This window comes from Rhizobium sp. CRRU65, assembly GCF_048551595.1.
GTDB classification, from domain to species: Bacteria; Pseudomonadota; Alphaproteobacteria; order Rhizobiales; family Rhizobiaceae; genus Rhizobium; species Rhizobium leguminosarum_J.
Genome location: NZ_JBLYZH010000020.1, coordinates 134,763 through 147,456, shown reverse-complemented (window position 1 = coordinate 147,456; position 12,694 = coordinate 134,763). Strand labels below are relative to the sequence as shown.

General features: G+C 60.7%; 7 protein-coding genes. 4 read left to right on the top strand and 3 right to left on the bottom strand.

Annotated elements, in window-relative coordinates:
• The first annotated feature begins 213 nt into the window (after positions 1 to 213).
• Complete coding sequence (locus ACM5SV_RS31510) at positions 214 to 1,587, top strand: ISNCY family transposase (protein WP_222017598.1); 1,374 nt, start codon at positions 214 to 216, stop codon at positions 1,585 to 1,587.
• Positions 1,588 to 2,013: 426 nt separating this feature from the next.
• Here ACM5SV_RS31510 and ACM5SV_RS31505 read toward each other — a convergent pair whose 3' ends face one another.
• From ACM5SV_RS31505 to ACM5SV_RS31495, 3 genes are all read right to left on the bottom strand, one after another.
• Positions 2,014 to 3,039 (bottom strand): ABC transporter permease, encoded by a 1,026-nt coding sequence (locus tag ACM5SV_RS31505; RefSeq protein ID WP_012760104.1) that lies wholly within the window; start codon positions 3,037 to 3,039, stop codon positions 2,014 to 2,016.
• Positions 3,040 to 3,081: 42 nt separating this feature from the next.
• A complete protein-coding gene (locus tag ACM5SV_RS31500) occupies positions 3,082 to 4,623 on the bottom strand; it encodes a sugar ABC transporter ATP-binding protein (protein WP_222017596.1) in 1,542 nt (513 codons plus the stop codon).
• A gap of 81 nt (positions 4,624 to 4,704) precedes the next feature.
• Positions 4,705 to 5,667, bottom strand: coding sequence for a sugar-binding protein (locus ACM5SV_RS31495; RefSeq protein ID WP_012757474.1), 963 nt, complete (start codon positions 5,665 to 5,667; stop codon positions 4,705 to 4,707).
• A 348-nt stretch (positions 5,668 to 6,015) separates the two neighbouring features.
• Between ACM5SV_RS31495 and ACM5SV_RS31490 the strand changes: the two genes are divergently transcribed.
• The 3 genes from ACM5SV_RS31490 (at position 6,016) to ACM5SV_RS31480 (ending at position 12,677) form a co-directional block, all read left to right on the top strand.
• Positions 6,016 to 7,110 (top strand): LacI family DNA-binding transcriptional regulator, encoded by a 1,095-nt coding sequence (locus ACM5SV_RS31490; RefSeq protein WP_222017595.1) that lies wholly within the window; start codon positions 6,016 to 6,018, stop codon positions 7,108 to 7,110.
• Positions 7,111 to 7,523: 413 nt separating this feature from the next.
• Positions 7,524 to 9,230 carry a biosynthetic-type acetolactate synthase large subunit gene (gene ilvB, locus ACM5SV_RS31485; protein ID WP_222017593.1) on the top strand — a complete coding sequence of 569 codons (1,707 nt, stop codon included), beginning with the start codon at positions 7,524 to 7,526 and terminating at the stop codon, positions 9,228 to 9,230.
• Positions 9,231 to 9,434: 204 nt separating this feature from the next.
• Positions 9,435 to 12,677, top strand: coding sequence for an adenylate/guanylate cyclase domain-containing protein (locus ACM5SV_RS31480; RefSeq protein WP_222017591.1), 3,243 nt, complete (start codon positions 9,435 to 9,437; stop codon positions 12,675 to 12,677).
• Positions 12,678 to 12,694 lie beyond the last annotated feature (17 nt).

The following is a 12,694-nucleotide window of genomic DNA, read 5'->3' as shown; positions in this document are numbered from 1 at the left end:
TGTCATCACCCGCCCCCGCTCCGCCCTTTCAACCCGGCCCAGCCGGCCGGATCGGGGGCTGACCGACGGTGCTAGTGTCGCGTTTCTAACTGGCTGGCGAAGTCGCAGCGCTATTCAGCTTTGACAAGTTGTGTAGCCGCAAAGTTAAAGTGTCCTGTTTCTGCAAAGTTGGAATGTCACTCTCCCCTTGTTTGATGACCTGGGAGATTGCGGATGGGACTGATTGCGATGAGCGAGCGTGATCTGCAGCGGATCGAGATTCTATCGAAAGTGATCGCCGGCCGGATGACGATGGCGTCGGCGGCACATGTGCTTGATCTGAGTACGCGCCAGGTGCGTCGTCTGCTGGAGCGGATCAACACGGGTGGTGCGGCGTCGATCCGGCACAAGGCGATCGGCCGACCGTCGAACAACCGGATCAGCGACGGTGTTCGGGATTACGCCGTGACGTTGGTTCGCGAACGCTATGCAGACTTCGGACCAACCTTGGCGGCCGAGAAGCTTGCCGAGCGCGATGGGTTGCGGGTGTCGCGTGAGACGTTGCGCAGCTGGATGGTGGATGCGGGCCTGTGGCTCTCGCGCAAGCAGCGGCGGACGTTTCATCAGCCGCGCTTGCGGCGTGAAGCCTATGGCGAGTTGGTGCAGATTGACGGGTCCGAGCATCGCTGGTTCGAGGACCGCGGTGATCCATGCTCGCTGCTGGTGTTCGTCGACGATGCGACGGGCAAGCTGATGCAGTTGCGGTTCGTGCGCTCGGAAAGCGCCTTCAGCTATTTCGAGGCGCTGGCGCTTTACCTCAAGCGTCACGGCGCGCCTGTGGCTTTCTACTCCGACAAGCATTCGGTGTTCCGGGTGGCGAAGAAGGAGGCCAAGGGTGGCCAGGGCATGACCCAGTTCGGGCGGGCGCTTTGTGAGCTAAACATCGAGATTCTTTGCGCAAATTCGAGCCAGGCGAAGGGTCGTGTCGAGCGGATGAACCGGACGTTGCAGGATCGACTGGTCAAGGAACTGCGGCTGGCGGGGATTTCCGGCATGGACGACGGCAACGCTTTCCTGTCCGGTTTCATGGAGGACTACAATGCCCGGTTTGCGATTGTCCCTGCCCGGTCCGATAATCTGCACCGGCCGATGAATCTGGCGCCGGATCGGCTCAGCGAGATTCTGTGCAAGCGCGAGCAGCGCTATGTCGGATCGCAGTTGACGTTTTCGTTTGAGCGCCAGCGGATCATGCTGGAGGAGAGCGAGGTGACGCGCGGTTTGGCGGGTCGCTATGTCGAGACCTACGCCTATGCCGATGGCCGGCTGGACGTGCGCTGGAAAGGTCATTCCCTGCCCTACAAGACGTTCGACAAGGACCAGCGGGTGACGCATGCGGCGATCACCGAGAACAAGCGGCTCGGCGATGTCCTGGCCTATATCAAGGAGCGTCAGGAGCAACCGCCGGCGCCCAAGGTCAGGACCAACAGCGAGAAGAATGGCTACACGCCGCGGGGCCGCAAGCCGGGTCGGAAGACGGATTTCATGAACGATCCCGCCGTCATTGCCCGACGGCGACAAGCACTCTCTGACCTCGATGCGGCGGAATGACTGGCTGCTCCAACTGTCAAAGCTAAAGCCGATGGGGAGCATCTCACCCGCCCCTCCCTTCCCTTGCAACCGGGTCCAGCCGGTCCGGTCGGGGGCTTGCCTCAGCGCAAGTGGACATGCCGAGTGACGCATTTGCAAATGGCTGAAGACGCGCCCAAAGTGACACTTCTACTTTGCACACAAACGGACATTCCAACTTCCCCGCCACAATATGTGTAGCCGGGTGGGTTCAAGGATGAAGTGCGACTTGCAATAGATAACAACGGTTTATCCCTGCAAGGAACGAGACATGAAGCGCACCTACTCCCAGATCGATATGGATGAACGCCGCAAGATCACTCGCTGACGGGTGGCCGGATGCTGCCCTCCTGAAACGGATTGTCTCAACGGGGCAAGATCACGACACGCATGGCCCCATCCACTGACCTAGTCCTGATTGGCAACCACTGGCAAACTGCCTTCGTTCGAAAGACGGGTTTCGGTCTGCCGGGCAGCAAAGACAAGGCGGCGCTTTGCACGGATCGCGTGCCATTGTTGGTCGATCAGGACGCCGATGAGGATGACGCCACCCATGACAGCGAAATTCAACGACGAGGGTATACCCAGTAGATTCACGAGATTCTGCAACTCCTGGAGCAGGACCGTGCCCAGCACGACGCCGACGATCGACCCCTCGCCGCCGCGGAGCGAAAAGCCGCCGAGTACGGCAGCCGCAATCGCGTAGAGTTCGTAGAACTGGCCATGGCTCGCCGGCGAGATCGAGCGTGTGTACATGGCGAAATAAATCGCCGAAAGCGCCGTCAGCAGCCCGCAAATGACATAGGCCGACATGATCATGCGGCCGGTACGGATACCGGAATAACGGGCCGCCTCCTCGTTCTTCCCGATCGCGTATAGATAACGTCCGAAGACAGAGCGATGCAGCATGATCCACATGACCACGGCAATGATGACGAGTGCGATGAAGGTGTTGGGAACGCCGTAAAACCGTCCGGCGGTCAGGAATTCGAGGTCAGGGAAATTTTGGCCGAAAGCAAAGCCCGCCGTTCCGTCGGCCGTATAGAAGCGCGCTGCCCCACGATAGATCAGGAGGCCGCAGAGGGTGACGACGAAGGGCTGCAGGTTGAGCCGGGTGATCAGCCAGCCGTGGACGGCGCCTATGACCGCGCCGAGCGCGAGAATGAACGGCAGCGCCAGCATCCATGACATATCCTGGACCGCGATGAAATCGACGAACAGCACACCGAGAAGTGCTACGAGCGAGCCCACGGAAAGCTCGATACCGCCTGTAATGATGACAAAGGCTTGACCGATCGACAGGATGCCGAACAGGCCGATCAAGTTGGCGGTGTTGGCCAGGTTGATCGGCAGCAGGAAGCGCGGATTGATGATGGCGACGACAATGCCGACGACGACGATCAAAAGCAGCAGTCCGAGATCTTTTTTGACCATTCGAGATTCATCCCCGATACTTATTTATATGGGCCGCAGCCGCTATTTTACCCTTTTGCCGACAGCAAGCAAAAGGACGCTTTCCTGGCTGATTTCGTCCTCTTCCAATATGTCTGCGATCTGGCCCTCGTGCATGACGGCGATGCGGTCGGAAACCCCGATCACCTCTTCCATGTCGCTTGATATCATCAGGATCGCCACTCCGGCATCGGCAAGCGCTCGCATCAGGCCGTAGATCTCGTTCTTCGCGCCGATATCGATGCCGCGTGTCGGCTCGTCGAAGATCATCACCTTCGGGTTCATCGACAACCATTTGGCAAGCACCACCTTCTGCTGGTTGCCGCCGGACAGAGTGCCGGTTCGCGTCGAAACGGAGGGCGCCTTGATACCAAGGCGAACGCGCTGCTTTTCGGCGGCCGCCCTCTCCCGCTCGGCAGAAAGCATGAAGCGGCTGGAGAGCTTGGGGAGATCGGCAAGAGTTATGTTCTGGGCGATCGGGAAATCAAGAAGTATGCCGTTGCGCTTGCGATCCTCCGGTACCAGGAAAATGCCACGAGCGACGGCGTCCCGGGCAGAGCTGACCGCAATTTGCCGCCCGTCCTGCAGAATGGCTCCGCCGTAGCTCCGGTCGATGCCGAAGAGTACTTTTGCAAGCTCGGTGCGGCCCGACCCAACGAGCCCTGCAAGCCCCATGATTTCTCCATACCGGATTTCCAGATCAACGGGACGGGCGGGATAGGCCTCGGTGCGCACGCCGCTTGCCTTCAGCGCAACCGAGCCGGGCGAGCGCTGCGGTTTTGCGGTCCGGGCCGCAAGCACCCGGCCGATCATCAGCTTGACCATCTGGTCGTGGCCGATGTCTTTCTTGGCGAGCGTGCCCACAAGCGTGCCGTCGCGCAGGACTACGACCCGGTCTGCCACCCGCTCAACCTCGTGAAGGCGATGCGAGATGAAAATTACACTGATGCCATCGGCTTTCAGCGATTTGATGATGCTCAGGAGCCGCTCGGTTTCGGCCAGCGGCAGGCTGGACGTGGGTTCGTCGAAGATGACGAGCCTGGCGTTGATGGACAGCGCCTTGGCGATCTCCACCATCTGCTGCTCGGCAAGGGAAAGCGATGCCACGGGCGTGTCGGCGGAAAAATGCGCCCCTACCCGCTTCAAGAGCGGCTTCACCATGTCTCGCAGTCGATCGCGATCGACGAGCTTGAAAGGTCCCGCCTTCAGCGGTTCGCGGCCCAGGAAGATATTGGCAGCAACGTCGAGATTCTCAAAGAGATTGAGTTCTTGGTGCACGAAGGCGATGCCGGATGCGATGCTCGATTCCACGGTGAGGAAACGAAGCTCTGTGCCGTCGAGTAGGATCGTGCCTCGGTCTGGTGCGATCACGCCGCCAAGAATCTTCATCAGCGTCGATTTTCCAGCTCCGTTCTCGCCGACGAGGCCGATGACCTCTCCTGGCATGATGTCGATCGACAGGCCCTCAAGCGCAACGACGCCCGGATAGGTCTTGCCAACGCCGGAAAGCGAAAGGAACGGCGTTGCAAGCGGGTCCGGTGACGGGATGTCGGAGCTGTGGTTCATCGCCTGTCCATGGCAACTAATGCTGTGTCGGCATGACACGTCTGTCGCGGCAGCGGCAAGTGCCGCCGCCGCGAAGGAGAGTTATTTTCCAGACATAGCCTTCAGGCTGGCGGCATACTTGTCAACGTCATCCTTGCCGATGATCACCGTCGGGATGATGATCAAGCCGTTGCTGGGAACGCCTGATTTGTCGCCCTTGAGGTAGGCCGCCATCAGCTTCATACCCTGATAGGCCCATTCGAACGGCTGCTGCACGACGGTCGCTGCGATCGTGCCTTCCTTGACGCCGCCGAGCGTGATCGGATCGTCATCAAAGCCGACGACGGTGATCTGGCCGAGTTTGCCGGCGTCACGCAGCGCCTCATAGATGCGCGGCGTATTGTAGGAGTAGAAGCCGACCATGCAGGTGACGTCGGGGCTGGCCACCAGCGCGTCCTCGACATTCTTCTTTGCGCGCGTCTGGTCGATATCGTCGCCGCGGACATCTGTCAGCTCGATCTTCGTGCCCTTCAGGCCGTCCTTCATGCCCTGGATACGTTCTTTGGCATTATCGGCGCCCAGCAGGCCGACGAAGCCGATGCATTTGCCGCCGTCAGGCATCGCTTTCTTGGCGATTTCGGCCGCCTGCATGCCGGCGTCGATATTCGACGAGCCGATATAGGCGACGCGGTTGGTCTGCGGCGCGTCACTATCGGTCGTGAAGAGAGCAGTCTGCGAGCCGATCTTGTTCAAGCCGTCCGTCTGGGTCTTGGGATCGACCGCGGAGACCATGACCCCCTTGACGCCGGCACTGACCAAGTCTTCCATAAGGCGTTGCTGAACGGCGACAGATGCCTGCTCAGGGTACTTCAGCTCCATCTGGTAGTCTGGCATCTCGCCCTGCGCCTTCTTCACGCCCGCCTCTGCGGCTTTCCAGAAGTCGGATGCGCCGTTGACGACGAATGCAAGTGTCGGTTTATCGGCAGCATGCGATACGGCAATCGGCGCCGCGCTCAGCATCAACCCGGCGAAAAACAAGGCTGCATTGCGTTTCAGCTGTTTCATAATACACCTCCCGAGGGGCCGCAGTTGCACGGGCCCGTTTCCGATTTACGGCCGGCCGGATGCGCCCCCTCCCAGGGCCGTCGCAAAGCGACGAGTGGCATAGGTTCCGATCGCTCCCTGACGGTATACAAGAATTTTAATTAGTAAATAGTATTATCAATGCAGATCCAAACATTTCATCGCCCAGTGGTCAGGGCTGCAATTTCGTACTGGAAGCTGCCAATAACCGGTGGTGTTGAAGCAATTCATGCAATTGCCAACGCTTTCAGATAGATGCTAATATTATTATCAGAAAACGACAATCAATCACCCTACCCCCATTATCTGAAGCAGAGACAGTTTCCACGAATGCGAAAACCCAAGACCCAAAAGAGGAATAAGCCTGTGCGCGTGACGATGATGGACATCGCCGCGGCGGCTGGCTGCTCGCAGGCGGCCGTCTCCTTCGTCCTCAACGACACGCCCGGCACCCGTATCTCCCAGCAGACGCGCGATCGCGTATGGGAGGCGGCGCATGCGCTCGGCTACATGGAGAAGACCTATGCGACGAAGGCCTCTTATTCGGGACTGGACAACATCATCGGTTTCGCCGTCGATCAACTCGCCACCAGCCCGGAAGCGATCGTTGCGATCGAAGGCGCGCGGCAAGCCTCCTGGAACGCCGGCAATGTCCTTTTGGTAGCCCAGACGCTCAGTGATCCGGTCATGGAGCCGAAGGCCATCGAGGCTTTGACGAGCGGAGGCATATCGGCGCTCATTTATATGACAATCTATACCCGCCAGGTAGAGCTTCCCTCCTATGTCTGCGAGCTCAACATTCCGACGGTCCTGCTGAACTGTTATACGGCGGACCATGCCTTTCCCGCCGTGGTGCCGAGCGAGATCGCCGGAGGCCAGAGCTCCACCCGGCATCTGATCATGCACGGGCACCATCGCATCGCGACGATCACCGGCGAAACCTGGATGCAGGCTGCGCAGGACCGGCTGACGGGATATCGCCGCGCGCTCGCGACCGCCGATATACCCTTCGATCCGGAGTTGGTTATTGAGGGCGACTGGTCGGCCGGTGCCGGCTATGCCGCCACGATGAAACTGCTTGCTCTGAAAGAGCCGCCCACCGCGATCTTCTGCCAGAACGACCGGACTGCCATCGGGTGCTACGAAGCGCTCAAGGATGCAGGGCTTCGCATTCCCCAGGACATGTCGGTGGTGGGTTATGACGACGAAGAAATTTCACGACATCTCGTACCGCCGCTGACGACTTCGGTCCTTCCGCATCTTGCCATGGGGCAATGGGCGATCGAACATCTCAACCCGGAAAGTACGCCCGGCAAGCGCTATCCCATTGCGAAGCTCGAATGCTCGCTCGTTAAGCGTCATTCCGTCGCCGCGCCGCGGGCCGAGGCGCGGCAGATCCTCGATGGCGCACATACCTCTTCATAGAACTTGGGTTCGCGCCGGGACCGACGCCAACGGCTAGCTCGGAAACCCTGACCGGGGCGCACTGGAAGACGTGGTCGAAATCGCTTAGTGGCGATCGTACGGGCAGAGTTTGCCTTGTCGATAGGTTGCGAACGGGTTGCCCGCTGCCCTTGCCTCGTCACTGATCAACCAACCGATCCAGTATTCTCAACCACAGATACAATCTACGCAGAGACGCCGTTGACGACGTGTAGATTTGGAGCTAGCTCTATCGCCCATGAAAATCGCAATGGTTCTCGTAGTGGTGATATCGCGCATGGGCAGGACGGCCTGATCGTCCGGCAATAGCCACCCATGCGCGGAAAACAGGTCCCTGACGGGGCCTTTTTTTATGCCCCGTCGCACCATCACCCCACTCACGACGGAACTCAGATATGACCGGCGAGACAGCCAACTCTTCTCTAAACAACCCCTCTGATCGTCGCATGAACGGCGGCGAGATCGTTCTGCAAGCGCTGCGCGACAACGGTGTCGAACACATTTTCGGCTATCCAGGCGCCGCGGTGCTGCCGATCTATGACGAAATCTTCCAACAGGAGGACATCAAACATTTCCTGGTGCGCCATGAGCAAGGCGCCGGACACGCAGCCGAAGGCTATGCCCGCTCGACGGGAAAAGTCGGCGTCATGCTGGTGACATCAGGACCAGGCGTTACAAATGCGGTCACGGCGCTACAGGATGCCCTTATGGACTCCGTTCCCCTCGTCTGCCTCGCGGGCCAGGTGCCGACAAGTCTGATCGGCACGGACGCCTTTCAGGAATGCGATACGGTCGGCATCACCCGCCCCTGCACAAAGCACAATTTCCTGGTCCAACACATCGACGATCTGGCCAAAACGATCCATCTGGCTTTCCGGATCGCGGCGGCCGGTCGGCCCGGCCCTGTTCTCGTCGACATGCCAAAGGACGTGCTGTTTGCCAGCGGCATCTACGTCTCACCTGACAAGGTAGGTCCGCTGCCGAGCTACCAGCCGGCAATGCAAGGCGATCAGAACGCGATCCGGTCGGCTGTCGCATTGATGGCCGAAGCCCGACGCCCCATCATCTATATCGGCGGCGGCATCATCAACGCCGGACCGGAGGCATCGCGATTGTTGCGCGAGTTCGTCGACCTAACCGGCTTTCCCGTAACGTCCACCATCATGGGGCTTGGAGCCTACCCCGCCACCGGGCCAAACTGGCTGCGGGTCGCCGGACAGGACGGATCGAATGAAGCCAATATGGCAATTGCCGACTGCGACCTGATGATCGCCATCGGCGCGCGGTTTGACGACCTTGCGATCTCGCGCGTGCATGAGTTTTCGCCTCACTCGAAGAAGATCCAGATCGATATCGATGCCTCGTCGATCAACAAACGCGTTCTTGTCGACATCGGCATTCAGGGCGACGCCGCGCATGTGCTGGCGGACATGATCCATGCCTGGCGGTCGCTTTCCACCGTCCCCGACCAGAAGCGGTTGCGGGCGTGGTGGTTGCAGATCGATCATTGGCGAGCCCACCAGTCGTTTTCCTACGAGCGGCTGGACCACGCAATCATGCCGCAACATGCCCTGGAGCGTCTGCATGCGCTGACAAAGCCGCACGACCCCATCATCGCCACGGAGATCGGTCAGCAGATGTGGGTGGCGCAGTTCTTCGGCTTCGACAAACCCAATCGCTGGATTACGTCAGGTGGATTGGGGGCGATGGGCTTCGGTCTTCCTGCCGCGCTGGGCGCGCAGCTCGCAAATCCTGGGCGCCTTGTCATCGACATTGCCGGCGACGCTTCGGTGCAAACGACGATGAAAGAGCTGTCGACGGCGATACAGCATCAAGCGCCGATCAAGATCTTCATCTTGAGCGATGAGCATCCGGGCATGGCGCGAGAATGGGGTCAAGTGCCGGATGGCAGTGGTCGATCGCGCTCCTATTCGGCCTCACTGCCCGATTTCACCAAGCTCGCGGAAGCCTATGGCGCCGTCGGCCTTCGTTGCGAGAGCCCTACCGAACTCGACGCCAGGATCGAAGAGATGATCGACACGGACCGGCCGGTGCTCCTTCACTGCCGGGTCGCGAGGCTCGCCGGCACCGATCGGCAGTAGCGGCCGGTTCGAACACGCCAAAAGCAAGCCGTGCGATGCTGCAGCCCGCAGATCACCGTTCTCAAGCTACCGAAGCTGTCGCCAGATCCGCCACTTGTTTAGTACTTGCGGGCCTGGGGCAGCAGGTTCATGCTTGTCCCCTGTCTGAGGCCTGCTGGTTGCGGCTGAAATAGCCGTACATCGGGGTTTCGTGAGATGCGTCCGATGGAGTGCAGCGGCTGCGGGTTCGATATTCAGAGCGGTTTTGCTTTCTGTCCGCGATGCGGCGCAAGGCAACCGATCACCTGCGCCGCCTGCGGCAATGCTTGTCAGCCCGATTTTGCCTTCTGCCCCAGCTGTGGCGCGTCGATTTCGGGCAACGTCCAACCCGCATCGAAGCCGAAGATCGAGGCGCTACCTCAATCAGAGGGCGATGCCGACCGGCGGCCGGTGACCGTGCTCTTTGCCGATCTCTGCGGCTTCACGACTCTGAGCGAGCAGATCGACCCTGAAGTCATGCGGGTACTGCAGAACGAATTGTTCGAAGAGATGACCCAGGCGGTCGAGGCTTATGGCGGCTTCGTCGACAAGTTCGTCGGCGATGCGCTGCTGGCGCTGTTCGGCGCGCCGGTCGCTCATGAGGACGATCCGGTCCGGGCGCTCGGGGCCGCACTCGATATGATCGGTCGGGCCACTGAGGTCGGCGAGCGCTGGCACGCCCGCGCCGGCGTGCCGCTCCGCCTGCATATCGGTATCAATAGCGGTCCCGTCGTCACCGGCGGCTTCGGCGCGGTCAGTACAAAATCCTATTCGGTGACCGGCGACACGGTGAACACCGCTCAACGCCTGCAATCCATGGCCGGCGAAAACGATATCCTCGTCGGGCCGCTGACCTATCGCCTCACCCGCCATGCCTTTGCCTTCGACAGTCTTGGCGCGCAGACCTTGCGGGGTAAAAGCGGCAACGTCCTTGTCCACCGGCTGACAGGGCTGTCGGAAGCGCCGCATACGGCGCGCGGGCTCGAAAGTCTCGGCCTTCAGGCACCGATGATCGGACGGGATACGGAAATGTCGCGGTTGCTGACATGCCTCGACCTTGCCTGCGGCGGTGCGGCGCAGCTTGTCCGGCTGATCGGCGAAGCCGGCATCGGCAAGTCTCGGCTGGTCAACGAATTCGTCGCAATCGCCGGCAATGCCGCTCGTTTCCAGGGCCTCGCCATCCGCAAAGCGACCTGCTCTCCGCTCGGCGAACAATCCTATGGCACGCTCGGCGCGGTCGTGCGTAGCGCCTACGGCATCGGCGAGCGGGACGATCTCGACAGGGCGCGGCAACTGCTGGCAACGGGGTTCCGCGCGCTCGATCTGACGCAGGAGGAGGTCGAGGGACTTTTGCCGCTCTTTCTGCATGTCCTCGGTCTCGGCGATCCCGATGGCGCTTTGCGGTACATCGAGCCGGAGCAGTTGCGGCGGCAGATCTTCTATGGCGTCCGCACCGTCTTCGAGCGGCGGCTGGCGCAAGGTCCCCTGCTGCTTGTCATCGAGGATCTGCACTGGGCGGATGCCGCCTCACTGGAAGTGCTTCGCTTCATGATGGACCGGCTGGAGCGCAGCCGGTTGATGCTGCTGGCGGTCTACCGGCCGACATCGCAGACCGACCCACTGGACTCCAATCGTGTCAGCGTCACCGTGCAGCGTCTTGCACCACTGTTTGCGGCCGACGGGCAGAAGCTGCTTGCTGCGTTTTTCGGCGAGGATCAAGGCAAGTTGCCGGTCACGATGCGCAAGCGTATCCTCGACCGCGCCGGCGGCAATCCGCTTTTCATCGAAGAAATCCTTCGGGCGCTGATCGACATGGGCACGTTGCACAATGACGGCCAGCGCTGGCATGTCGCAGCGGAAGACACGGACGTCGATATCCCGGTGAACCTGCAAGCCCTGTTGCTTGCCCGCGTCGATCGTCTGCCGCAGGACATCAGACGGCTGGCGCAAGAGGCGGCGGTGGTCGGCCCGAAGTTCGATACCGCCCTGCTCCGCACCATCGCCACCGACCCAGCCGCCATCGATGCCGCATTGGATCATCTCTGCGATGCCAATATCATCGAGGAATTGCGCGGGCCCGACGCCGGCGGATCGCCGGGATATCGCTTCAGCCAGACACTGATGCACGACGTCATCTACCATAATCTCCTGCTGCAACGGCGCATGGAGCTTCATCAACGCATCGGCCGGGCTCTGGAACGTCAATATGGCGCAGCGCCCGATCGGCCCGAGCACCTGGCGCAGCTCGGCCATCACTTCAGCCTGACCCCCGAAAAGGCCAAAGGGGCCACCTATCTGATGGCGGCGGGTGATCTGGCGCGCAAGGCCTACGCCAATGACGATGCAATGCGCCTCTACCGTCAGGCCCTTGCGGCCTTCGCAAACGAGGCGGAGGTGACACCGGAACAACTGGCGCTCTTGGAGCGCCTTGCCGATCTCTGCGGCCCCGCCGGCCTGCGCGACGCCGCCTTGAACCATTATCAGCGGGCGCTTGCGATCCACCGCACCAAAGACGACCCTATTGCCGCAGCGAGGATATTGCGCAAGGTCGGCCGTTTGCATCTCGATGCAGGACGCCGCGATCAAGCGGAGACATATTTGGCCGAAGCCGAAGCGATAATCGCGACAATCGATGCGCCGGTCGAACGTGCACATGTCCTGCAGGAGCGTGGCCATCTGGCCTTCCGCATGGGGGATCAGGCCGCTGCCGCCGAGTGGGCGACGCAGGCACTTCAATGCCTGCAAACGCTGCCGATCGACGGGACGACCGAGGCCGGACGGGAGACAGCGCGAGCGATGGCGGAGGCGCTGAACACCAAGGGTGCGGCCTTTGCGCGGCTAGGACGTCGCCGCGAGGCCGTGCAGGAAGTGGAGCGCAGCCTCTCGGTCGCCGAAAAAGCCGATCTGCAAAGTGCTGCCTGTCGCGCCTATTCCAATCTCGGCGTTCTCTACACGATTGTTGATCCAGCCAACGCCATCAAGATCTGCCGGCGCGGATTGGAGCTTGCGACCCGTATCGGCGATCTCGGCTTCCAGGCGCGGCTTCTCGCCAACCTCGCAGTTGCCTGCTGCACCTTCACCGATCGCTGCGCCGCTGAGGGTGTACCGGCTGCGGAAAAGGCCGTCGAAATCGACCGGGCGCTCGATCAGCGCGACCATCTCTCCGTGCCGCTGATCGTGCTGGGCCAAATTCATCAATGCCACGGGCAGCCAAAGCTAGCTCGTAAGTATTACGAAGAAGCCCTTGAGGTTGCGAAGGAAATTGATGAACCGCAACTGCTCTTTCCGTGCTATGATGGATTGGCGACACTCAGCCTTGAGCATGACGACATGGACGAGGCGGAACGGTATTTCACGCTGGCACAGGATGTGTGCATCCGCCACAACCTCGATCCAGGCACGCTCGTCGTCCTGCCGTTTCTCGACTGACTTGTCCTCGTTGCAGT

Coding starts and splice junctions, on each gene's coding strand:
- ACM5SV_RS31510 (WP_222017598.1), top strand. CDS start 214: ATGGGACTGATTGCGATGAGCGAGCGTGATCTGCAGCGGATCGAGATT.
- ACM5SV_RS31495 (WP_012757474.1), bottom strand. CDS start 5,667: ATGAAACAGCTGAAACGCAATGCAGCCTTGTTTTTCGCCGGGTTGATG.
- ilvB (WP_222017593.1), top strand. CDS start 7,524: ATGACCGGCGAGACAGCCAACTCTTCTCTAAACAACCCCTCTGATCGT.
- ACM5SV_RS31505 (WP_012760104.1), bottom strand. CDS start 3,039: ATGGTCAAAAAAGATCTCGGACTGCTGCTTTTGATCGTCGTCGTCGGC.
- ACM5SV_RS31500 (WP_222017596.1), bottom strand. CDS start 4,623: ATGAACCACAGCTCCGACATCCCGTCACCGGACCCGCTTGCAACGCCG.
- ACM5SV_RS31490 (WP_222017595.1), top strand. CDS start 6,016: ATGCGAAAACCCAAGACCCAAAAGAGGAATAAGCCTGTGCGCGTGACG.
- ACM5SV_RS31480 (WP_222017591.1), top strand. CDS start 9,435: ATGGAGTGCAGCGGCTGCGGGTTCGATATTCAGAGCGGTTTTGCTTTC.